The sequence below is a fragment of the Streptomyces sp. NPDC058284 genome, assembly GCF_042881135.1.
GTDB lineage: Bacteria > Actinomycetota > Actinomycetes > Streptomycetales > Streptomycetaceae > Streptomyces.
The window spans coordinates 199,039-221,535 of record NZ_JBHVYE010000012.1; the positions used below are offsets into that span (position 1 = coordinate 199,039).

General features: G+C 72.2%; 20 protein-coding genes. 12 read left to right on the forward strand and 8 right to left on the reverse strand.

Going from position 1 to position 22,497, the window contains the following annotated elements:
- Positions 1-23: 23 nt before the first annotated feature.
- A complete protein-coding gene (locus ACFVYR_RS19130) occupies positions 24-1,382 on the reverse strand; it encodes an MFS transporter (protein ID WP_384256941.1) in 1,359 nt (452 codons plus the stop codon).
- Between the two features lie 71 nt (positions 1,383-1,453).
- Positions 1,454-1,891 (reverse strand): MarR family winged helix-turn-helix transcriptional regulator, encoded by a 438-nt coding sequence (locus ACFVYR_RS19135; protein WP_384256939.1) that lies wholly within the window; start codon positions 1,889-1,891, stop codon positions 1,454-1,456.
- Between the two features lie 145 nt (positions 1,892-2,036).
- Between ACFVYR_RS19135 and ACFVYR_RS19140 the strand changes: the two genes are divergently transcribed.
- Positions 2,037-2,219 carry a ribbon-helix-helix protein, CopG family gene (locus tag ACFVYR_RS19140; RefSeq protein ID WP_384256936.1) on the forward strand — a complete coding sequence of 61 codons (183 nt, stop codon included), beginning with the start codon at positions 2,037-2,039 and terminating at the stop codon, positions 2,217-2,219.
- Between the two features lie 16 nt (positions 2,220-2,235).
- Here the strand turns inward: ACFVYR_RS19140 and ACFVYR_RS19145 are convergent, their stop codons facing one another.
- A complete protein-coding gene (locus ACFVYR_RS19145) occupies positions 2,236-3,684 on the reverse strand; it encodes an NCS2 family permease (RefSeq protein WP_384256934.1) in 1,449 nt (482 codons plus the stop codon).
- Positions 3,685-3,925: 241 nt separating this feature from the next.
- Here ACFVYR_RS19145 and ACFVYR_RS19150 point away from each other — a divergent pair, with 241 nt between their 5' ends.
- Together ACFVYR_RS19150 and ACFVYR_RS19155 are read left to right on the forward strand one after the other, a co-directional pair.
- Positions 3,926-4,186, forward strand: coding sequence for a DUF2530 domain-containing protein (locus ACFVYR_RS19150; RefSeq protein WP_384256932.1), 261 nt, complete (start codon positions 3,926-3,928; stop codon positions 4,184-4,186).
- A 143-nt stretch (positions 4,187-4,329) separates the two neighbouring features.
- Positions 4,330-6,735: an HAD-IC family P-type ATPase gene (locus ACFVYR_RS19155; RefSeq protein ID WP_384256929.1), complete on the forward strand. Its 2,406-nt coding sequence runs from the start codon at positions 4,330-4,332 to the stop codon at positions 6,733-6,735.
- Positions 6,736-6,744: 9 nt separating this feature from the next.
- Here ACFVYR_RS19155 and ACFVYR_RS19160 read toward each other — a convergent pair whose 3' ends face one another.
- From ACFVYR_RS19160 to ACFVYR_RS19170, 3 genes are all read right to left on the reverse strand, one after another.
- Positions 6,745-7,521: a calcium-binding protein gene (locus ACFVYR_RS19160; protein ID WP_384256927.1), complete on the reverse strand. Its 777-nt coding sequence runs from the start codon at positions 7,519-7,521 to the stop codon at positions 6,745-6,747.
- A 178-nt stretch (positions 7,522-7,699) separates the two neighbouring features.
- A complete protein-coding gene (locus ACFVYR_RS19165; RefSeq protein ID WP_384256924.1) occupies positions 7,700-11,026 on the reverse strand; it encodes a sacsin N-terminal ATP-binding-like domain-containing protein in 3,327 nt (1,108 codons plus the stop codon).
- A 314-nt stretch (positions 11,027-11,340) separates the two neighbouring features.
- Complete coding sequence (locus ACFVYR_RS19170) at positions 11,341-12,279, reverse strand: DUF3027 domain-containing protein (protein ID WP_384256922.1); 939 nt, start codon at positions 12,277-12,279, stop codon at positions 11,341-11,343.
- Between the two features lie 926 nt (positions 12,280-13,205).
- On the opposite strand from ACFVYR_RS19170, the gene ACFVYR_RS19175 reads away from it, so the two are divergent.
- From ACFVYR_RS19175 to ACFVYR_RS19190, 4 genes are all read left to right on the forward strand, one after another.
- The gene (locus tag ACFVYR_RS19175; RefSeq protein ID WP_384257017.1) at positions 13,206-14,606 is read left to right on the forward strand and encodes an MFS transporter; all 1,401 of its coding nucleotides are present in this window, start codon (positions 13,206-13,208) and stop codon (positions 14,604-14,606) included.
- Between the two features lie 119 nt (positions 14,607-14,725).
- Positions 14,726-15,235 (forward strand): DUF2771 domain-containing protein, encoded by a 510-nt coding sequence (locus ACFVYR_RS19180; RefSeq protein WP_384256920.1) that lies wholly within the window; start codon positions 14,726-14,728, stop codon positions 15,233-15,235.
- Positions 15,232-15,939 carry a futalosine hydrolase gene (locus ACFVYR_RS19185; RefSeq protein ID WP_384257014.1) on the forward strand — a complete coding sequence of 236 codons (708 nt, stop codon included), beginning with the start codon at positions 15,232-15,234 and terminating at the stop codon, positions 15,937-15,939. Before ACFVYR_RS19180 ends, ACFVYR_RS19185 begins: the two co-directional genes overlap by 4 nt.
- On the forward strand, positions 15,920-16,852 hold the full coding sequence (locus tag ACFVYR_RS19190; RefSeq protein ID WP_384256917.1) for a 1,4-dihydroxy-6-naphthoate synthase: 933 nt from the start codon (positions 15,920-15,922) through the stop codon (positions 16,850-16,852). Before ACFVYR_RS19185 ends, ACFVYR_RS19190 begins: the two co-directional genes overlap by 20 nt.
- Before the next feature lie 71 nt (positions 16,853-16,923).
- Here the strand turns inward: ACFVYR_RS19190 and ACFVYR_RS19195 are convergent, their stop codons facing one another.
- The gene (locus ACFVYR_RS19195) at positions 16,924-17,307 is read right to left on the reverse strand and encodes a cold-shock protein (RefSeq protein WP_384256915.1); all 384 of its coding nucleotides are present in this window, start codon (positions 17,305-17,307) and stop codon (positions 16,924-16,926) included.
- A 192-nt stretch (positions 17,308-17,499) separates the two neighbouring features.
- Here ACFVYR_RS19195 and ACFVYR_RS19200 point away from each other — a divergent pair, with 192 nt between their 5' ends.
- A complete protein-coding gene (locus ACFVYR_RS19200; RefSeq protein WP_384256913.1) occupies positions 17,500-17,751 on the forward strand; it encodes a hypothetical protein in 252 nt (83 codons plus the stop codon).
- On the opposite strand, the gene ACFVYR_RS19205 is transcribed toward ACFVYR_RS19200, so the two are convergent.
- Complete coding sequence (locus ACFVYR_RS19205; RefSeq protein ID WP_384256911.1) at positions 17,744-18,373, reverse strand: HAD family hydrolase; 630 nt, start codon at positions 18,371-18,373, stop codon at positions 17,744-17,746. The genes ACFVYR_RS19200 and ACFVYR_RS19205 overlap by 8 nt on opposite strands.
- A 116-nt stretch (positions 18,374-18,489) precedes the next feature.
- Between ACFVYR_RS19205 and ACFVYR_RS19210 the strand changes: the two genes are divergently transcribed.
- Genes ACFVYR_RS19210 through ACFVYR_RS19225 form a run of 4 tightly spaced genes read left to right on the forward strand, consistent with a single transcriptional unit; the run spans position 18,490 to position 22,437 of the window.
- Positions 18,490-19,488 carry a FecCD family ABC transporter permease gene (locus ACFVYR_RS19210; RefSeq protein ID WP_384256909.1) on the forward strand — a complete coding sequence of 333 codons (999 nt, stop codon included), beginning with the start codon at positions 18,490-18,492 and terminating at the stop codon, positions 19,486-19,488.
- The gene (locus ACFVYR_RS19215; protein ID WP_384256907.1) at positions 19,485-20,609 is read left to right on the forward strand and encodes a FecCD family ABC transporter permease; all 1,125 of its coding nucleotides are present in this window, start codon (positions 19,485-19,487) and stop codon (positions 20,607-20,609) included. Before ACFVYR_RS19210 ends, ACFVYR_RS19215 begins: the two co-directional genes overlap by 4 nt.
- The gene (locus tag ACFVYR_RS19220; protein ID WP_384256905.1) at positions 20,606-21,436 is read left to right on the forward strand and encodes an ABC transporter ATP-binding protein; all 831 of its coding nucleotides are present in this window, start codon (positions 20,606-20,608) and stop codon (positions 21,434-21,436) included. Before ACFVYR_RS19215 ends, ACFVYR_RS19220 begins: the two co-directional genes overlap by 4 nt.
- A gap of 11 nt (positions 21,437-21,447) precedes the next feature.
- On the forward strand, positions 21,448-22,437 hold the full coding sequence (locus ACFVYR_RS19225) for an ABC transporter substrate-binding protein (RefSeq protein WP_384256903.1): 990 nt from the start codon (positions 21,448-21,450) through the stop codon (positions 22,435-22,437).
- Positions 22,438-22,497 lie beyond the last annotated feature (60 nt).

Sequence of the window (22,497 nt, forward strand, 5' to 3'; positions counted from 1 at the left end):
CCGGCCCCGACGGGACGGCCGCCTCACGCCACCGTCGCCAACTCCCGCTCCCGGTCCCGCTCCCTCGGCACGAACTGCACGTGCTGGTGGCCCCGGCGCAGGTCCACCTTCAGGCGGAGGTTGGCCGCGCGGGCCAGCATCAGGCCGACGGCCACCGCGGCGAGTGCGCAGACGAGGCCGCCCGCGGCCATGCTGACGCGGACGCCGTAGGCGTCGGCGAGCCAGCCGAAGAGGGGGCCGCCGAGCGGCGTACCGCCGGTGAAGACCATCATGAACAGCGACATCACCCGGCCCCGCATCTCCGGGTCCGTGGCCATCTGGACCGAGGAGTTGGCGGTGACGTTCACCGTCAGGCCGAGGATGCCCATCGGCACGATCAGCGCGACGAACATCCAGTACTCCGGCGCGATGGCGGCCACGATTTGCAGCACGCCGAACGCCACGGCCGCCCCGGCGAGGAGCCGCAGCCGCGAGCTGCCGCGGCGGGCCGCCAGCAGCGCGCCGGCCAGCGAGCCGATCGCCATCAGGGTGTTGAAAAGGCCGTACATCCCCACGCCGCCGTGGAAGATGTCGTCCGCGAAGGCGCTCAGCCAGATCGGGAAGTTGAAGCCGAAGGTGCCGATGAAGCCGACGAGGACGATCGGCCAGATCAGCTCGGGGTTCTTCGATACGTAGTTCAGGCCCTCCCGCAGCTGCCCCTTGCCGCGCGGCTTGCGCGGGGTGTGGTGCAGCTCGCTCGTGCGCATCAGGAGCAGACCGGTGAGCGGCGCGAGGAAGGACAGGCCGTTGGCGAGGAACGCCCAGCCGGGGCCGACGGCCGCGGTCAGCGCGCTCGCCACGGCGGGGCCGACGAGACGGGCGGACTGGAAGTTGGCGGAGTTCAGCGAGACGGCGTTGCGGACCTGGTCGGGGCCCACCATCTCGGACACGAAGGACTGCCGCGTCGGGTTGTCGACGACGGTGACGAGGCCGGTGAAGAAGGCCGCGAAGTAGACGTGCCAGACCTGGACGTTGCCGCTGAGCGTGAGGACGGCGAGGAAGAGGCCGCTGAGGCTCATCGCGCCCTGGGTGACGAAGAGGAGGTTCCGCTTGGCGAAGCGGTCGGCGATGACGCCGCCGTACAGGCCGAACAGCAGCATCGGCAGGAACTGCATGGCGGTGGTGATGCCGACGGCCGCGGAGGATCCGGTCAGGCTCAGGACCAGCCAGTCCTGGGTGATGCGGGCCATCCAGGTGCCGGTGTTGGAGACGACGGCACCGGTCGCGAAGAGCCGGTAGTTGCGGATCCGCAGCGAGCTGAACATCGAGGTCTTGCGGGGGCGGGCAGGGGTGTCGAGGGCGGTTGGTGCGGGGGCGGAGTCTGCTCCGGATCCCGTACTCAAAGTAGGTTCGCCTCCTTGGCATACGTACGGCTCCCGCGGGTCGGCGGGAGTGCCCGCGGGGTGCCGCGGGGCTACAGGTGCGCGAGCTTCTCCAGGACCGGGGCGGCGGCGCGCAGCCGGGCCCACTCGTCGTCGTCGAGGTTCTCGGTGAGCGACGCCAGCCAGGCGTTCCGCTTGCGGCGGCTCTCTTCGAGCATCGCTTCGGCGGTCTCGGTCTGGGTCACCACCTTCTGACGACGGTCCTCGGGGTGCGGCTCGAGCCGCACCAGGCCCTTCGCCTCGAGCAGTGCCACGATGCGGGTCATCGACGGCGGCTGCACATGCTCCTTGCGGGCGAGTTCGCCCGGGGTGGCGGAGCCGCAGCGGGCAAGGGTGCCGAGCACCGACATCTCGGTCGGGCTCAGCGACTCGTCGACCCGCTGGTGCTTGAGTCGACGGGACAGGCGCATCACAGCGGAGCGCAAGGCGTTCACGGCGACGGCATCGTCACCATGGGAGAGGTCCGGCATGTTTGTTAGCGTAACTCATTACCCTAGCTAAGGACCACTTGGATTCCCTGCCGCCCCACTACCGAAACCCTTTCGTCACCCGTACGGGTGAGGCGGCTCCGGAAAGCGACGCGTCGGCCACCGGGCGGCGTGGACCCTGACACGCATGGGATCGCCAGTGCTCAGCCTGCGTATAGACGGTGAGCTGCTCGACCGGCTCCGACAGCATGCGGCCAAAAGAGGAATGAGCGTCCAGGACTATGTGGTCCGGACGCTCATTCGAGACGACTTCGACGAACGGTTCGCGACGTCCGTCGAGGAGACGGAGAAGTTCTACGGGGCGGCGTGAGCGCCCCGACGGCGCCTCACGTGAGGTTCAGCGCCGGCATCAGGTAGTAGAAGGCGAAGACGGCCGACACCACGTACATCGCGACCGGCACCTCCTTGCCGCGCCCGGCGACCAGCCGCAGCACGCTGAAGGTGACGAAGCCCATGCCGATGCCGTTGGTGATCGAGTACGTGAACGGCATCATCAGCATCGTCACGAACGCGGGGATCGCGATGGTGTGGTCGGCCCAGTCGATCTGCTGGATGGACCCGGAGAGGATCAGGAAGCCCACCGCGAGCAGCGCGGGCGTGGCCGCCTGGGACGGGACCATGGTGGCGAGCGGCGTGAGGAAGAGCGCGACCGCGAAGAGGCCGCCGGTGACGAGGTTCGCGAAGCCGGTGCGCGCGCCCTCGCCGACGCCCGCCGTGGACTCCACGAAGCAGGTGGTGGCGGAGGCCGATGAGGCGCCGCCCGCGGCGACCGCGATGCCGTCGACGAAGAGCACCTTGTTCATGCCGGGCATGTTGCCGCGCTCGTCGGTGAGCCCGGCCTCGTCGCCGATGCCCATGATCGTGCCCATCGCGTCGAAGAAGCACGAGAGCAGCACGGTGAAGACGAAGAGGATGCCGGTCAGGATGCCGACCTTCTCGAAGCCGCCGAAGAGGCTGATCTGCCCGACGAGCCCGAAGTCCGGGGTCGAGACGGGGTTGCCGGGCCACTTCGGGGTGGTCAGGCCCCAGGAGGGGATGTCCGCGACGGCGTTGATGATCATCGCGGCGACCGTCATGACGACGATGCTGATGAGGATGGCGCCCGGCACCTTGCGTACGAGCAGCGCCAGGGTGAGCAGCACGCCGAGCACGAAGACGAGGACGGGCCAGCCGTTGAGGTGGCCGTCGGCGCCGAGCCGGAGCGGGACGGTGGTGCCCGCGACGTCCGGCATGCGCGAGACGAAGCCGGAGTCGACCAGGCCGATCAGCATGATGAAGAGGCCGATGCCGATCGCGATGCCCTTGCGCAGGCCGAGCGGCACGGCGCTCATGACCCGCTCGCGCAGACCGGTCGCGACGAGCAGCATCACGACGAAGCCGGCCAGGACCACCATGCCCATCGCGTCGGGCCACGACATGCGGGGCGCGAGCTGCAGGGCGACGACGGTGTTGACGCCGAGGCCTGCGGCGAGCGCGATCGGGACGTTGCCGATGACGCCCATCAGGAGCGTGGTGAAGGCCGCGGTCAGCACGGTCGCGGTGACCAGCTGCTTGTTGTCGAGCTGATGCCCGTACATGTCCTTCGCGCCGCCCAGGATGATCGGGTTGAGCACGACGATGTAGGCCATGGCGAAGAAGGTGGCGAAACCGCCGCGGACCTCGCGGGCGAGGGTCGAGCCCCGCTCGGAGATCTTGAAATAGCGGTCGAGCCCGTTCTGCGGGGGCTTCGGCGGCTCTTTGCTGGCGTCGACCGGGGCAGTGGCCGAGGAAGGCATGCGGGACCTCGTGGACTCAGAGAAGGGGGAGATCGTCAGGCCGCGACTCTCGATTGACTTGCGTCTTCTTGACTTGCGTCTTGTTGACTTGTGTCTTCTTACGAAAGCAATCGGCCATTAACGAGCCGTTTCAGTATGAATACATGAGAGGGAAATCGCTATCTCCGCGCGTAGACCCTTGGCGGACAACGGCTCGCGGGCTCGCCGCCCCGCTCCCCCGGCCCCGGCATAAGCTGTACGCATGGCGAAGTGGACCCCCAAGCACGAGGCGCCGGAGCCCCTTGAGGGCCCCGTGGTCGCCACCATCACCGGCGGCACGATCCTCTGGTTCGTCCTCTTCCTGGTCCAGCTGCCGTTCTACGGCTGGTTCGACGACCGCGACGCGACCTGGTGGGTGTGGACCTGCCTGGCCGGCGGCGGCCTCGGCCTCATCGGCATCTGGTACGTCCGGGGGCGCGACGCGGCGATCAAGCGGGCGAAGGCGGCGGCGCGGGCCCAGTAGGGCGCGCGGGCCCAGTAAGGGTTACGAGGGCGGTTACGAAGCCGCCGGTCCGTACGACCACAGGACGGCATCCCTCCTCCCGTGGTCGGATCTTCGGGACATTCAAGGGGTGAAGCCCCACATCGCCCTTTACCGTCGAATGCATGACGCATATCGACGCGGGCGCCGAGCTCGACCCGGTCCACCCGGTGAAACTCCCGGCCGGCCGGGCCACCGGCCTGACCTCGGCCGAGGTCGCCGAACGGGTCGAGCGCGGCGAGGTCAACGACGTCCCGGTCCGCAGCTCCCGCTCCCTCGGCGAGATCGTCCGGGCCAACGTCTTCACCCGCTTCAACGCGATCATCGGCGTGCTCTGGGTGATCATGCTCTTCGTGGCGCCGATCCAGGACAGCCTCTTCGGCTTCGTGATCGTCGCCAACACCGGCATCGGCATCATCCAGGAGTGGCGCGCCAAGAAGACCCTGGACTCGCTCGCCGTCATGGGCGAGGCCAAGCCCACCGTCCGGCGCGACGGCAGCGCGAGGGAGATCTCCGGCTCGGAGATCGTCCTCGGCGACCTCGTGGAGGTGGGCCCCGGCGACAGGATCCCGGTGGACGGCGAGACGGTCGAGGCCGACAGCCTGGAGGTCGACGAGTCCCTGCTGACCGGCGAGGCCGACCCGGTCGTCAAGAAGCCCGGCGACAGGATGATGTCGGGCTCGTTCGTGGTCGCGGGCGGTGGCGCGTTCACCGCCACCAAGGTCGGCCGCGAGGCGTACGCGGCGCAGCTCGCGGAGGAGGCGAGCCGCTTCACGCTCGTCCACTCCGAGCTGCGCTCCGGCATCTCCACGATCCTCAAGTACGTGACGTGGCTGATGGTCCCGACCTCCATCGGCCTGGTGATCTCCCAGCTCGTCGTCAAGGACGACAACTTCAAGGAGTCCGTCGCGTACACGGTGGGCGGGATCGTCCCCATGATCCCGGAGGGCCTGGTCCTCCTCACCTCCGTGGCCTTCGCGATCGGCGTGATCCGGCTCGGCAGGCAGCAGTGCCTCGTCCAGGAGCTCCCCGCGATCGAGGGCCTGGCCCGCGTCGACACGGTCTGCCTCGACAAGACCGGCACCCTCACCGAGGGCGGCATGGACGTCACCGAGCTGCGCCCGCTGAACGGCGGCGACGAGACGTACGTACGCAAGGTCCTCGGCGCCCTCGGCGAATCCGACCCGCGCCCCAACGCCTCGCTCCAGGCGATCATCGACGCCTACCCCGACAGCGAGGAGTGGCGCTGCACGGAGTCGCTGCCCTTTTCCTCCGCCCGCAAGTACAGCGGCGCCTCCTTCAGCGAGGGCGACGGCACCGGGTCGACCTGGCTGCTCGGCGCGCCCGACGTGCTCCTGCCCGACGGCGACCCGACCCTCAGCGAGATCGAGGAGCTCAACGAGCAGGGCCTGCGCGTGCTGCTCCTCGCCCGCGCGTCCGGCGACGACCTCGACGACCCCGGCGTGGCCGAGCGGGCACAGGCGAGCGCCCTGGTCGTCCTGGAGCAGCGGCTGCGCCCCGACGCCGCCGACACCCTGCGCTACTTCGGGGAGCAGGACGTCGCCGCCAAGGTCATCTCCGGCGACAACGCCGTCTCGGTGGGCGCGGTCGCGGGCAAGCTCGGCCTGCCCGGCGCGGAGAACACCGTGGACGCGCGCAAACTCCCCACCGAACAGGACGGGATGGCCCAGGCCCTGGACGAGCACACCGTCTTCGGCCGGGTCACCCCGCAGCAGAAGCGCGACATGGTGGGCGCCCTGCAGTCGCACGGCCACACCGTCGCGATGACCGGTGACGGCGTCAACGACGTCCTGGCCCTCAAGGACGCCGACATCGGCGTCTCGATGGGCTCGGGCTCGGAGGCGACCCGGGCGGTCGCCCAGATCGTGCTGCTCAACAACAGCTTCGCGACGCTTCCCTCGGTGGTCGCGGAGGGCCGCCGGGTCATCGGCAACATCACGCGCGTCGCCACGCTGTTCCTGGTGAAGACCGTCTACTCGGTGATCCTCGCGCTGCTCGTGGTCTGCTCCCAGGTGGAGTACCTCTTCCTGCCGCGCCACCTGACGCTGCTCTCCACCGTCACCATCGGCATCCCCGCGTTCTTCCTCGCCCTCGCCCCCAACAAGGAGCGCGCGAAGCCGCACTTCGTCCGCAGGGTCATGCGGTACGCGATCCCGGGCGGCGTCGTCGCGGGTGTCGCCACCTTCGTGACGTACCTCCTCGCGCGGCACCACTACACGGGCGCGGACGCGCGGGAAGCCGAGACCAGCGCGGCGACCCTGACGCTGTTCCTGATCGCCATGTGGGTGCTCGCCATCATCGCCCGCCCCTACACGTGGTGGCGGATCGCCCTGATCGGCGCGATGGGTCTCGGCTTCCTCTTCGTGCTGACCGTGCCCTGGCTCCAGGACTTCTTCCAGCTGAAGCTGGTGGGCACGACGCTGCCGTGGGCGGCGGTCGCGATCGCGGCGGTGGCCTCACTGATCATCGAGGTCGTCTACCGCTGGGTGGACCGCCGCTTTGCGGCGTAGCGCCGCTTCCTACTGGACGTCGACGAAGTCGCTGGCCGACGTCACGGCCGGGGTGGTGGAGGTGCCGACGAAGACGTACCGGAAGTAGCCGTCGGCCGAGGCCTTCACCGTGGTCTTGAGGTTGCCCTTGGTGTCGGACGTGACGGTCTTGAGGGTGGTGTAGCCGGCGGCACCCTTCTTCTTGTACTGGAGCTGCACGGGCTGCTTGGTGTAGCCGGCGTACTTCTTGGTGTCCCAGTTGGCCCGGGTGAGGGCGCCGCTGACCGTGAGGGTCTTGCCCTTCTTGACGGGCTCGGGGGCGGCGTTGGTGGTGAGGCGGGCGGCGCGCTTCAGGCGGGCCTCCGACTTGAGGTACTCCTCGCGGTGCTTGTCGCCGTTGTTGTTGACCGCGGTGGCGAACACGTTCCAGCGGGCCCCGGCGTGAGCGTTGCGGAGGTCCTGCGGGTAGGCGATGACCGTGTCGGTGCACGTCGTCGTGGTGTCGTCCACAGCCACGCACTGGGGGTTGAAGACGACCGGCTTGATGAGCTCGGTGGACGTGTTGAAGTCCGAGCCGAACCACAGGAAGCCGCTGGTGCCCCGCACGCCGACGGGGTCGGTGGCGGTGATGGAGAGCTTGAACTTCTTCATCTCCGTGGTACCGATCACGACGTCCTTGCCGCCGTTGACGCTTACCTTCGTGATCTCGGGACCGCCGGCGACCTCATTGGCCTGCGCGGTCGGAACAGCGAGAGCAGACAGGGCCAGGGCGCCGGACACGGCGGCCACGGTGGCACGGATGCGCATGTGTTTCCCCAGTTGGAGAAGGGCCCGCGCGGTGCGTCACGCCGTCACGCGAGGGCCGAATGATCTAGGAGTCTGTTGACTCGCAGGATCAGACTCGTGACACGTGTGACTGGTTGTACGACAGTGAAGAAAATGTGACCGCCGGTCCGGAGAGCCGGCGGTCACCCGGACCGACGGGTCAGTCGAACCAGCGGTCCCGCGCCAACTCCGCCGTCCGCGAGGGATCTTCCAGCAGCGCCGCCACCTCGAAGCGGCGCGGCCACTGGCCCGCCGCCCAGGCGAGGCCCGCCGCGACGCCCTCAAGCGTCGCCGCGTGCACGGTGCCGTCCGGGGTGTGGCGCCAGTCCAGCTCCACGCCGCCCGCGATCAGTTCGTCGTGCTCGATGTACGTCTCCGGGGTCGCCGGGCCGAGCAGGATCCGTACCGCTTCGGGCACCGCGTGCTCCGCTCCCTCCCCCGACGGCTCGACCGCCGCCGTCTCGCTGAGGCGCCGTACTTGGAACAGCTCCGCCAGGTCACCCGCCCGCCCCGGCCGCACGGGCAGCAGCGCCACGCCACCGGCCAGGGGCAGCAGGTCCGGGGCGTCGGCGACCACCGCGTCCGCCGCGTCGACCACCACGACCTCGCCGTCCACCACGGCGCGCAACTCGTCGGGGAGCGTCACCTGTTCCGGGTCCAGGTCGGCCAGCGCGCCGTACAGCGCGTGCAGTTGAGCGGCGGAGACGGGCCGCTCCGGGTCCACGAGCCGGTCGAGGAGTTCGGCGGCGCCGCCCGGCTCGTCGAGAAGGGCGGCCACGGACGTCCGTACGCCAAGCGCCCGCAGCACCTGCTCGTCGCCGAAGCCGGACGCGTCCGCCGCGTCGTACAGGCCCGCAAGGAGCGGATCGCTGCCCTCCGCCCGCAGGCCTGCGGGGTGGCGGCCGTCCAGGACCGGGTGGCCGCGCAGCCACCAGGCCGTGTACGAGCGGACGGTCTGTGTCGTGCCGTCCGGGAGCAGCACCCGCAGCGGCTGTGTCAGGGCGTCCCGCAGCGGCGGGCGCGACAGCATCGCGAGGGCCTCCGGCCAGCAGTCGTCGTCGACCAGATCGAGGTCACGTACGGCGACGATCTCGGTGGCGACCGGTGGCACGGGGGTGTCGGGCAACCGGTCGAGGACGTCCTCGCACCACACGTCCACGGCGTCGAGGAGGCCCGCGTCGTCCGGCTCGGCGTAGTCGCCCTCGCGCGGCTCCAGTTCGTCGGGGTCGAGCACGACATCGGTGGCGCGTACGAGGGCGAAGGTGGCGAGCACACCGCAGGCGGCGAGGGGCTGCTCGCCCCAGCGCTCGGCCAGCTCGTGATCGACGAGGGCAAGCTCGTCCTCCCGCATGACCCCGGCGAAGGCGCTGCCGGGCAGCACCAGCTCACCGGCCGGGGCGAGCTCGCCCTCCTCGTCGGGCAGCGCGAGCGCGGCCAGCCACGGCTCGTCGCCCGGCGCGAGGTTCGCGTCCCGCACGAGCGCGAGCACGACATCCGCCAGCTCCTCGGCGTCCAGCGCCTCCTCGTCCCACGTGTCGTCGTCGAGGGAGGCGGCGACGGCGGAACGTACCTGCGGTGTCGTGAGGACGGCACGCGGCGTCGCGGGCAGCGCGCCGAGCTTCTCCAGGAGCGGGTGGGCGGCTTCGGGGTGGGCGATCTTCAGCCCGAGGCGGGCCAGGAGGGCGGGGTCGGCGCCGCCCGCGTCACCGCCGCCCGGCGCGGGGAGCAGGACCTGGCGGGGGCCGATCGTTGTGCGTACGCCGCTGGGGCGGGGGGCGGCGGTGCCTGCGGTTCCGGGGCCGAAGTCCGCGGGGTCGCCCTCGGAGCCGAAGTCCGCGAGGTCGCTCGCGGAGCCGAAGCCCGCGGGGTCGCTCGCGGAGCCGAAGCCCGCGGGGTCGCTCGCGGGTGCGCCTCCCGCCAGCGGGACCGGCAGGCCCGACAGGCGGTCCGGGTCCACCCCCGCCAGCGTGTCGTACAGCCGGTGCCACCAGCCCGGCTCCCTGTCCAGGCCCGCGAGCCGGTCGACCGCCTCGGCCAGCGGCACCCGGGCCACCCCTAGCGTGCGCAGCTCGGCGCGGCGCTCAAGGCCCGCGGGCAGCAGGCTCGGCAGCACCTCGGCGAGGACCCGGACGGTAGCGGCGCCCGCGCCCTCCACGACCTCCGCGTCCCGCGGTCGCAGGGCCTGCGGCAGCCCGTCCTCGTCGTCATCGGCGCGGGGCAGCGCGGGCGGCAGGAAGGCGGTGCGGGGCAGCCGCGCCAGGATGGCCTGCCGCAGCGCGCCGTCCAGCTCACTCCTGCCCAGCGGGCCAGGCACGAGGCCGATGATCCCCTCGGTCACGGGACGCCAGCCGTCCAGGAGTCCGGCGTACGCGTCCGCCGCCCGCTCCACCAGGAAGTCGGTCAACGGTCCCGGCGCCGCGTGCCGCCGCGCGGTGTCCAGCGGGAACGACGCGATGAGCAACGCCGGTACGCCCAGCGGCTCGTCGCTCGGGGTCGGCGCGTGCAGGACGGCGGTGGTACGGGGCTGCTCCGGGGCACCGTCGTGCCCCACCGGCACGGCCCAGGTCACCGACCAGTGCGGGCGCAGCCGCTCCTCGACGGGCCGGTCCTTCAGGAGGGCGGCGTCGAGCGGCCCGTGCGTGCTGACGGTGCGCCAGCGCGTCGTGCCGTCCCGGCTGTCCTCGACGACGGTGTACGGGTCCTCGACGCGCCGGCGCAGCGTACGCGTACCGCCGTCCGGCGTCTCGATGCGCACCTCCTCCAGGCCGGGCAGGGCCAGGAGCAGCGCGTCGTCGACCTCGTCGAGCAGCCGGGCCACCAGGTCCTGCGCGGCGGCGTCGCGCAGCGGCAGGATGACGACGGTGTCGTAGCCCTCGGGGGCGCTGCCCTCGGCGGCGAGCGGCAGCCGCAGGAGCGGTACGTGGCCGTCCCTGCGCCGGATCTCGTCGCCGAGCCCCGGGCTGAAGCGGGCGGTCGCCGCGGCGAGTTCGCGCGCCTCGGACAGCGACCAGCGGACACCGCCGGTACGTCCGACGACGGCGGGCTCGTCGGAGACGGCGAGCACGGCGGCGAAGCCGACGCCGAAGCGGCCGACGCTGCTCGGGGTGCCGGGGGTGCCGGTCCCTGGGCCGGCCTCTCCCTCGTTTGGCCCGCTCTGCCGCTTGGCGGACGCCCGGAGCGTGGAGAGGGACTCGACGCCGGTGGCGTCGAGGGGAGTGCCGCTGTTCGCGGCGGCGAGGACCCCGTCGCGCAGGGTCAGCGCGAGGCGCCCTGGCACGCCCGCGCGGGCGGCGGCGTCCGCGGCGTTCTGGGCGAGCTCCACGACGAGGCGGTCGCGGTAGCCGCCGAGGGCGAGGTCCTCCTCGGCGTTCGCGTCCTCGCGGAACCGGGCCGGGGCCGCCGCCCACGCGTCGAGGACTCCGCGGCGGAGGCGGGCGGTGCCGAAGGGGTCAGTGCCCTCGGCCGCCGGCCGCACGGTCTTGCTCACGGTCGTCTCTCTTCTCTGCGTCGGCATCCGTTACGGGGGCGTGGTGTGCCCTGCGGCGAACGGTACCGCGCAGAGAAGTGGGCGGGTGGGCGGGGAGAACACCGCGAAGCGGCGACGCGCGGGGGGTCTTCGCAGGGCGTCCGGGGGTCACTCCCGCGCGGACACCCGGCGCGGAGCGACCCACCGGGCGCAGCCCGGACCCACCCGATCGTGGGCGCCGGGATGGGTGCCGGGTGGGCGCCGGGTGCGCGCCGGGTACGCGCCGGGTGGGCGCCGGGTGCGCGCCGGGTACGAACCCGTCGCGCCCGCGGAGCCTACGAGTGACCGAGGTCCTCGTTCGGTCCCTCCACGCTCACCGATCCGGAGTCCGCCGCGGGCCGCAGCGGAAGCACGTCCACCCGCGTCTCGTCGAGCACGGGCGGCGCGGGCCGCGGCGGCTTCGGCATGACCGCGGCCTCGGAGTGCCCGCCGCACCCGTACGACAGGGAGACGACATGCCCGTCCGCGGGCCCGAACTCATTGCCGCAGATGCCGAACGCCTGCCCGAGCGAGCCGCCGATCCGGACGAGGAAGCCGCAGCTGACGCACGCCGCGGGCGCCGCCTGCGCCATCGGGGTCTTCGCGCCGTACGCCTCGTCCCAGCGGTCCGCGGCGACATGCAGGCCGTAACGGGACAGCACCCGCGCCCGCCGCATGCCCAGCTCGTCGGCGACCGCCGCGATGGAGCCGCGGGCGGGCAGAACCGGCAACTCGGCGGGCGAGACGGCCGTGACCTCGGCGTCCTCCGCCTCGACGAGCTCAGCCATCTCCTGTGACACCACGGAGTTGGGCGGCGGCTCCTCCTCGCCCGAGTAGCCGGGCTCCAGGCGCAGGTCCTCGGCGTCGGTCGGCAGCAGGTCGCCCGGGCCCATGTCGCCGGGCCGGAGCCGCTCGCTCCACGGCACCCACTCGGGGGCGAGGAGGGCGTCGGGGCCGGGCAGCAGCACCGTCTCGTCGAGCGTGACGACCTTCGCCCGCGAGGCACGGGCGACCGTCACCGCCCAGCGCCAGCCCCGGTAGCCGAACTCCTTGCACTCGAAGAGGTGCGTGACGACGCGGTCGCCCTCCACGACGACCTCGACATGCTCACCGACCACACCGGGCGCGGCGGCCTCCTCGGCCGCGGCGCGTGCCAGGCCGACCGCCTCGGCGCACAGGCGGTCGGGGGTACGCGGGGTGCGCGGGGTACGGCTTCGCGTTGTCGCTGCGCTCACAAGTATCGCTTCTCTCCTACGCCGTCTCACGAGTGCGCCACCCTTACGCGGAGGTGCGGACGGAGCGGACCAGTGGGCCGCGTCAACGTCCGCGCCCGACGTTCTGGGGCGCGCCTACGTCACCCATTCTGCGGGATGACCGAGAGGCGCGCGGCCAAGAACAACCGCCGCAGGCGCGCTACGCACGCTACCTTCTCCTGGCCCCTGGGCCTACACCGACGTACGCCGCCGCGTCCCGAGCCGCTCTTCGCGCGCCCGCTTCCTCCCGCCGGTTGCGGCTCTCCGGCTCCTCACGAGTCCCCCGGCGCGACACCTCCACGCGTCGCCGCTACGCGGCGTTTTCCCCACCCACCCGCCCTTTTCCACACCCCTCGCGGCGCAAGGCAAACGGGTGGGCGGACGGGAAACCCCGCCGCGAAGCGGCGAAGAACGCCGGCCCCGCGGCGCGGAGCAACGGGCGGGCGGAAAACCCCGCCGCGAAGCGGCGAAGAACGCCGGCCCCGCGGCGCGGAGCAACGGGTGGGCGGGCGGAAAACCCCGCCACGAAGCGGCGAAGAACGCCGGCCCCGCGGCGCGGAGCAACGGGTGGGCGGGCGGAAAACCCCGCCGCGAAGCGGCGAAGAACGCCGGCCCCGCGGCGCGGAGCAACGGGTGGGCGGGCGGGAAACCCGCCGCGGAGCGGCGAAGAAGTCACGCCCCCCGGCTGACAGCAGCAGACCCACCCCAACCGCCGCGGAGCGGCGAAGAACGCCAGCCCCGCGGCGCGGAGCAACGGGCGGGCGGGCGGGAAACCCGCCGCGGAGCGGCGAAGAACACCAGCCCCCCGGCTGACAGTGGCAGACCGAAAGCCCGCCAGGCTCACAGCCAGTATCCGCACTAGTACGCCCCCAACAGGGCACTATGACGGAGTGGCCCCCACCAGGTCGATGCCCGTAGGAACCGTCTCGCCAGGACCCGCGAGACGGGCCGCGCGTGCGCTCGGCCGCGCCCTGCACCTGCCCTTCACCGGCACGGCCCGCGGCATCCGCAAGGCCACCCACGCCCACGGAGCGGGCGAGTCGGGGCTCGGCAAGCTGATCGAGCTGCACGCGGTGAACGGCGCGGGCGACGTGATGATCACCGTCGCGCTCGCCTCCACCGTCTTCTTCTCGGTACCGACGGACGAGGCCCGCGGCCGCGTCGCGCTCTACCTCGCCATCACCATGGCACCGTTCACGCTCCTCGCCCCCGTCATCGGCCCGCTCCTGGACCGGCTCCCGCACGGCCGCCGTGCCGCGATGGCGGGCGCGATGCTGGCCCGTGCGCTGCTCGCCCTCGTCCTTTCGGGCGCGGTCGTGACCGGCAGCGTGGAGCTCTACCCCGCCGCGCTCGGCGTGCTCGTCGCCTCCAAGGCGTACGGGGTGGTCAGAAGCGCCGTCGTCCCACGCCTTCTGCCCCTCGGCTTCTCCCTGGTCAAGGCCAACTCACGGGTCACTCTCGGCGGTCTCCTCGCCACGGCCGTCGCGGCGCCCATAGGAGCCGGGCTGCAGGCGCTCGGGCCACGCTGGCCCCTGTACGGCGCCTTCGTGATCTTCGTATCGGGGATGTTCCTGTCGTTCTCGCTGCCGCCGAAGGTCGACTCGTCGAAGGGCGAGAGCAGGGCGCTGCTCGCCGCCGACGAGGAGCATCTGCGTCTGCACGGCCGCGCGGACGACCCCGACGACCCCGACGAGACCCGCAAGAAGCGCATGGGGCTGCGTACGGTCGGCCCCGCCGTCACCCATGCCCTGGCTGCCAACGCGGCGCTGCGCTGCCTCTCCGGCTTCCTCATCTTCTTCCTGGCGTTCCTGCTCCGCGAGCACCCCCTCGCGGGGCAGAGCGCGGCGGTCTCGCTCGGCATAGTGGGCGTCTCAGCGGGTGCGGGCAACGCGCTGGGCACGGCCGTCGGCGCCTGGCTGAAGTCCCGGGCGCCGGAGATCATCATCGTGACCGTCGTCGCGGTGGTCCTCGGCGTGGCGGTCGTGGCCGCGCTGTTCTTCAGCGCGGTGGGCGTCGCCTGTCTCGGCGCGTGCGCGGGCTTCGCGCAGGCGCTGTCGAAGCTGTCCCTGGACGCGCTGCTCCAGCGGGACGTACCGGAAGAGATCCGCACCTCCGCGTTCGCCCGTTCCGAGACGCTGCTCCAGGTGGCGTGGGTGATCGGCGGCGGCATCGGCATCGCCCTGCCCCTGATCGGAACGCTCGGCCTTTCGGTGGCGGCGGCGATCGTGGCCATCGGCTGGCTGTCGACCGTCCGCGGCCTCCTCGCCTCCTCCCGCCACAGCGGCCCGCACCGCACCCGAGTGGTGTGAGAGAGACCTGAGAGGCCCGGCGGGCGACCCACGCTCCGTCCGAGCGCGGCCGCACACGCCGCGGCACGCCACGACCCCCGCGTAACCGCACCCCCCGACCCGCCCGATAGCCTTCGGCCATGACCTCCCTGCTCCGCGGCGGAGCCGCGAATGTGAACAGCGCGGCGCGCCGCCGCCGCACCGTGGCCGCGCTTGGCGCCGTCTCCGCCGGACTCCTCGTCCTCTCCGCCTGTGACAAGCCGACGCCGCTGGCCACCGTGACGGTCGGCAGCGACTCGGTGCACACCGAAGCCTCCTGCTACAACGACGGCAAGGAGCTGAAGAAGTCGCAGCTGAAGTCCTGCCTGCAGGACAAGAACGTCAAGTCCATCAAGATCGACCCCGATGAGAAGGTCCGCTTCGGCGTCGACCCGGAGCTGGCCGACAAGGGCTGGACGCTGCTGATGAACGGTCAGCCGCTGACCGAGGCCAGCAAGAAGACGTACGTGGTCATCCCGGGCAGCGTCTTCTTCAACCAGCAGTACGGCGGTGGCGGCAGCAAGTCGACCGTCAGCCTGCTCGAGGGCGGCAAGGGCTCCGAGTCGAAGGCCACGGGCCTCTGGTCGTTCAAGTTCGAGAAGGACTCCTGACCACGTCCGCCACGCCGGCCCCACCCGGGCCCCGCATCCTGGTAGCCACCGCGGTCCCGGCCGAACGGGACGCGGTGGCCGGGGCGCTGACCGAGGGCGGCCCGGACACCGACGTCCTGGCCGTCGGCGTAGGCCCGGCCGCCGCCGCGGCGGGCACGGCGACCGCACTCGCCCGAGCCGCCGCCGAGGCCCGCCCCTACGCCCTCGTCGTCTCGGCCGGCATCGGCGGCGGCTTCACGCCCCACGCCCCCCTCGGCTCGCTCGTCGTCGCCGACGAGATCACCGTCGCCGACCTGGGCGCCGAGACGCCGGACGGCTTCGCCCCCGTCATCGAGCTCGGCTTCGGCGCCGTCACGCACCGTCCGCCGCGTTCCCTCGTACGGGACGTGGCCGACGCCTGCGGCGCCGCGACCGGCACCGTCCTCACCGTCTCCACCGTGACCGGCTCCGCCGAGCGCGCCGCCGAGCTGCGGCTGCGCCACCCGCGCGCCCTGGCCGAGGCGATGGAGGGCTTCGGCGTCGCCGAGGCGGCGGCCCTGCACGGCCTGCCCGTCCTGGAGATCCGCGCGGTCTCCAACCCCGTCGGCCCGCGTGACCGTGCCGCCTGGCGGATCGGCGACGCGCTGGCCGCGCTGAGCGACGCGTTCGGGAAGTGCGCGCCGGTACTGAGAGGTTGCACCACACATGACGTCACACACGACTGAGCCCGCCGCGGCCCGCCCCGGCCGCCCGCTGCGCATCGCGTACTCCCCCTGCCCCAACGACACGTTCGTCTTCGACGCCTGGGCGCACGGCCGGGTGCCGGACGCGCCGGAACTCGACGTCACGTTCGCGGACATCGACATCACGAACGGCATCGCGGAGCGCGCCGCGGCCCGGCACTCCTCGGCGCCCCCCGCCCCGTCCTCCACGGACCTGGACCTCGACATCCTCAAGGTCTCCTACGCCGTCCTGCCGTACGTGCTCGACGAGTACGCCCTGCTGCCCTGCGGCGGCGCCCTCGGCCGCGGCTGCGGCCCGCTGGTCCTGACTCGCGAGCCGGGCGTCGACCTCACCGGGAAGACCGTCGCCGTGCCCAGCGAGAAGTCGACCGCCTACCTGCTCTTCAGGCTGTGGGCGGCGGACACGCTGTCCGGTGACGGCGTCGGCGAGATCGTCGTGCTGCCCTTCGACCAGATCATGCCCGCGGTGCGCGACGGCAAGGTCGACGCCGGCCTGGTCATCCACGAGGCGCGCTTCACGTACCAGAACTACGGTCTGCACCGCCTCGCCGACATGGGCGAGCACTGGGAGGCCACGACGGGCCTGCCGATCCCGCTGGGCGCGATCATCGCGAAGCGGTCCCTCGGCGCGGAGCGGCTGCGCTCCCTCGCGGACGCCGCCCGCGCCTCGGTCCGCATGGCGTGGGACGACCCGGAGGCCTCCCGCCCGTACGTCCTCGAGCACGCCCAGGAGATGGACCCGGCGGTGGCCGACCAGCACATCGGCCTGTACGTCAACGAGTTCACCGCCGACCTCGGCGAGGACGGCTACGCGGCGGTCCGCGGCCTGCTGACGCGCGCCGCGGCCGAGGGACTCGTACCGCCCCTCGGCCCGGACGCCCTGGCGTTTCCCTAGCGGGACTCGAGCCGCGCTCCACACGCCGGCGCGGCTCGGACCCCGCTCTGCATCCCGCTCTACATCCCGCTCTACACGTCCAGCTGGTCCGCGACCGCCCGCAGCAGTCCCGCGATCTTCGCGCCGGACGCCTTGTCGGGGTAGCGGCCCTTCTCCAGCATGGGCGTGATGTTCTCCAGAAGTGTCGTCAAGTCCTGGACGATCGACGCCAGTTCGTCCGGCTTGCGGCGCTGCGCGGCCGCCACCGACGGCGTCGGGTCGAGAACCGCGACCGAAAGGGCCTGGTCACCGCGTTGTCCCGCGACCACGCCGAATTCGACGCGCTGGCCGGGCTTGAGTGTGTCGACGCCGGCGGGCAGTACTGAGGAATGCACGAAGACGTCGCCGCCGTCGTCGCGGGAGAGAAAGCCGAAGCCCTTCTCGCTGTTGAACCACTTGACCTTGCCGGTAGGCACGTGAAGTCCTCGTCCTCGTACTCGTCGTACTCGTCTGTGCCGGGTCCGCCCGTCCGGTGCGACGGGGCGTAAACGGCTCTGGATAGCACTACAGCGGGTCGCCCGACCCGCCGGGACCAAGACTATTGGTCCGGGAGCCGGTGACAAGACGTCCCCGGATTGTTCCTTCGCGCTGGGAACTACCCTGGTCGGGTGCGTGACAAAACCCAAGCGAATTCCGCCGGACCGGGCGATGGAATGGTTCGGACCGGAGCAATCGTCTTCTTCGTCGGAGCCGTGGCCACACTGGTCACGGTGGCCCCGCTGTTCCTGGACAAGGACCCCTTCCCGTCCATCGCGTACGCGGTGTGCATGCTGATGGGCGTCGGGTTCCTCATCGCCGCGGCCGGGGTGCTGCGCGGCATCGCCTTCCAGCGGCGCCGGGCCAGGTCCGGCACTAGCTAGCCGCGCCCCGCGCCACGTAAGCGTCGAGCCACGCGGGGAACTCCGCGAGGCCGCCGAGCACCACGTCCGCGCCCGCCGCGCGCAGTTCCGCTGCGTCGCACGGCCCGGTCGCCACCGCGACGGACAGCGCGCCCGCCGTACGTGCGCCGCGTACGTCACCGGTGTGGTCCCCGACGTACACCGCCGCGCCGTATTCGCGCAGCGCCTCGGCCTTCGCCTCCGCCCACAGCCAGCCGATGACGGCGTCGGCCTCGATGCCGAGGTGCGCCAGGTGGAGCTTCGCGTTGGGCTCGTGCTTGGCGGTCACGACGATCGCCCGGCCGCCGTGCGCGTGGACCGCCGCGACGGCCTCACGGGCACCGGCCATCGCGAGCGTCGGCGCGATGGCGTGTGTGGTGTAGATCTCACGGTAGAGGTCGCCCACCTCCTGGATCTTCTCCTGCGGAAACCAGTTCTTCAGTTCCTCCTCCAGGGGCGGGCCGAGCCGCGTCACGGCCAGGTCGGCGTCGACGTACGTTCCCGTCGCCGCGGAAAGCGCCTGATAGGCGGCCTTGATGCCGGGCCGGGAATCGATCAGGGTCATGTCGAGGTCGAAGCCGACGGTCAGCGTGTGTGAGCTCATGCGCCCATTCTGCCGAGGCCGGGCGCACCGCCCGCCCTAGACTTAGCCTCGCCTTACCGAGCCACGTCATGCTCCACGAGTGCCTGCCCGCCCTCCGCGTGAAACGAGCCCAGCCGATGCGTGTGCCCGTCCGACGTGCCGCCGTGCTGGCGGCGGCCGTCGTGGCCCTGCTGCTCGCCGTTCTGCTCAGCCTCGCCGTCGGCGCCCGCGCCATCGCGCCCACCGCCGTCTTCGACGCCCTGCTGCACGGCGGGCACGGCGACTCCGCCGAGGTGGTCCGCGGGATGCGGCTGCCCCGCACGGTGCTCGGCGTGCTGGTCGGCGCCTCGCTCGCACTGGCGGGCACCGTCCTCCAGGGCATGACCCGCAACCCCATCGCCGACCCCGGCATCCTCGGCATCAGCCAGGGCGCGTCGGCCGCCGTCGTCCTCGCCATCGCCTACGCCGGCGTCCACACCCTGACCGGATACGTCTGGTGGGCGTTCACCGGAGCCGCTCTCGCCTCCGTCGCCGTCTACGCCGTCGCGGCCGGCGGCCGGGGCGGCGCGACCCCCGTGAAACTCGCGCTCGGCGGCGCCGCGATCAACGCCCTCCTCGTCTCCGTGACGACCGCCGTCCTCACCACCAAGGCCTCCGCTCTCGACGAGTTCCGGTTCTGGCAGGTCGGCTCGCTCTCCGGACGCGACGCCCAGATCGTCGGCCGGATCTGGCCGTTCCTCCTCGTCGGCCTGGTGCTCGTCCTCGCCGTCGCACGCGGCCTGGACGCGCTCGCGCTCGGCGAGGACGTGGCGAAGGGACTGGGGCAGAACGTCGCGGCGGTACGGATCGTCGGCGGGCTCGGCGCGACGGTCCTCACCGGAGCGGGCGTGGCCGCCGCGGGACCCATCGCCTTCATCGGCCTGGCCGTGCCGCACATCGCCCGCGCCCTCATCGGCGGCGACCACCGCTGGGTGCTGCCGCTCGCGGCCGTACTCGGCCCCGTCATGCTCCTCGCCTCCGACACCGCCGGGCGGATCGTCTTCCCGCCCGGCGAGGTGCCCGCCGGGGTGATGACGGCGCTCATCGGGGTGCCCTTCCTCGTGACACTCGTACGCCGCAGGGCGGTGGCCGCGTGACCACGGCCTCCCCGGCCCCCGCTCCCGCGCCCGCCCCGGCCCGCACCCCACGCCGCGTCCGCCCCACCGGATACGCGGTGCTCCGCGTGCGCGGGGCCACCTTCCTCGTGCACCGGCGGGCCGCCCTTGCCGCCACCGCGCTCACCCTGCTGCTCGCCGCGAGCTGCCTCGCGTACCTCTGCGTCGGCGAGACCTTCGTACCGCCCACCGAGGCCCTCAAGGTCGTCCTCGGCCGCCCCTCCCCCGACGAACTGGTCGTCGGCACCCTGCGCCAACCCCGCCTGGCCGTCGGCCTGTTGACCGGCGCCGCGTTCGGGGTCGCGGGAGCGCTGATCCAGACCGTCGTCCGCAACCCCCTCGCCAGCCCCGACATCATCGGCGTCAGCCACGGCGCGAGCGCGCTCACCGTCGGCGCGATGACCTTCGGGGTCACCTCGTACACCGTCCTGCCCTACCTGTCCGTGCTCGGCGGCATCGCCGCGGCGGCCCTCGTCTACGTCTTCGCATGGCGCGGCGGCCTGCACGCCACCCGCTTCGTCCTGATCGGCATCGGCTTCGCCATCGCCCTGCGCTCGGTGACGACGCTCTTCATGACGAAGGGCGACTACCTCGTCGCCCAGCAGGCCCAGATCTGGCTGACGGGCTCCCTCAACGGCCGCGGCTGGGCCGAGGCGAACCCGCTCGGCCTCACCCTGCTCGTCCTCTTCCCCTGCGTCCTGTGGGCGGCCCGCGCCCAGCGCGCGGTCACCATGGACGACGACACGGCGACGGCCCTCGGCACCCGCCTGGGACACGTACGCCTCGGGCTCGTCCTGCTCGGCGTCGTCCTCGCCTCGGTCGCCACCGGCGCCGCGGGCCCCGTCGACTTCGTGGCGCTCCTCGCCCCGCAGACCGCCCGCAGACTGACCCGCACCGCCCAGCTCCCGCTGCTCTCATCGGCGCTGCTCGGCGCGCTGATCGTGGTCCTCGCCGACCTCCTCGCCCGCCGCCTCTTCGCCCCCACCGAGCTGCCGGTGGGCGTCCTGACGGCGGCGGTCGGCGCCCCGTACCTGATCTGGCTGCTCATGAGCGGCCACAGCACGCGCACCCGTTCCGTCCGCCGCTCTGGAGGCACGCAGTGACCGCCGCCCCCGCCGCCGCCCGCCTCTCGGCCCGCGGGCTGACCCTCGCCTACGACGACCGCACGGTCGTCGACGGCCTCGACCTCGCGCTCCCCGACGGCAAGGTCACGGTCATCGTCGGCCCCAACGCCTGCGGCAAGTCCACGACGCTGCGGGCCCTCGGCCGCCTCCTCAAACCGCGCGGCGGTGCCGTCCTCCTCGACGGCGCATCGCTCGCCGCGCTCCCCACCAAGAAGATCGCGCAACAGATCGGGCTGCTCCCGCAGACGCCCGTGGCCCCCGAGGCGATCACCGTCGCCGACCTCGTCGCCCGTGGCCGCCAGCCCCACCAGCACTGGTGGCAGCAGTGGTCCGACGCCGACGAGAAGGCGGTGACGGAGGCGATGGAACGTACCGACGTCACCGCGCTCGCCGAACGCCCCGTCGACGCGCTCTCCGGCGGCCAGCGCCAGCGCGTGTGGATCGCGATGGCCCTCGCCCAGGACACCGGCCTGCTGCTCCTGGACGAGCCCACCACCTACCTGGACATCGCCCACCAGGTGGAAGTCCTCGACCTGATACGCCAGTTGAACCACGACCGGGGCCGCACGGTCGCCGTGGTACTGCACGACCTCAACCAGGCCGCACGGTACGCCGACCACCTCGTCGCCATGAAGGACGGCGCGGTCGTCGCCGAGGGCGCCCCCGCGCGGATCGTCACCGAGAGCCTCGTGCGCGAGGTCTTCGGCCTGGAGTGCGTGGTCGTACCGGACCCCGTGACCGGCTCCCCCCTGGTCGTCCCCGGAGCACCCTGGTCCGCGACCGCCCCCGCCCCGAGGCCCTCGTGAAAGGTGTCCCCATGACCCGCTTCCGCTCCCCGCTGCGCCGCCGCGCACTCCTCACCGGCGTGCTGGCCCTGACCGGCGCGCTCACCCTGACCTCCTGCGGCTCCTCCTCGGACTCCGACAGCTCGGGAGGCTCCGGGACCTCCGGCAGGACCCGGACGGTGAAGACCGCCATGGGTGAGGTGAAGGTGCCCGAGAAGCCCGAACGCGTCGTCGTCCTCGACACCGCCGAACTCGACTCGGCGATCACGCTCGGTGTGAAGCCGGTCGGCTCCACGCACGTCGAGGCGGCGTCGGGCCTCCCCGGCTACCTGCCCAGGGACAAGGTCAGCGGCATCAAGGACGTCGGCGAGATGATGAACCCGAACCTGGAGGCCGTCGCCGGGCTCAAGCCGGACCTGATCCTCACCTCCAAGATCCGGCACGCCGCCAAGTACGACCAGCTCAAGGCGATCGCCCCGACCGTCATGACGGAGACCACCGGCTATCCCTGGAAGGCCAACTTCCAGCTGCACGCCGAGGCGCTGGGCAAGCGGGCCGAGGCGGCGAAGGCCGTCGCCGACTACCGGGCACACGCCAAGAAGGTCACCGCGGCCATCGGCGGCCCCGCGAAGGCCGCGCGGACCCACGTCAACATCCTCCGCTTCATGGAGGGCGCCGACATCCGCCTCTACGGCGACCAGAGCTTCATCGCCACGATCCTCAAGGACGTCGGCCTCGGCCGCGCGCCGATCTCCGCGAAGGCGAAGGACGGCTTCTCCTACGACCTGTCCCCCGAGAAGATCGATCTCGCGGACACGGACGTCATCTTCCGCTCCACGTACGGCGATCCGAAGAAGTCCAAGGAGACGCAGACCGTCGGCAGCGGCCTGTGGAAGAACATGAAGGCGGTGAGGTCGGGCAACGTCCACACCGTCCAGGACGAGCTGTGGATCCAGGGCATCGGCTACACCGCTGCGGACAAGATCCTGGACGAGCTGCGGGCGGACCTGACGGAGAAGTAGCGGGCGCCGCTGTCGGAGCCTGTCTTCGAACCCCCGTCGTCCGCGTCCCCCAGCCCCTCA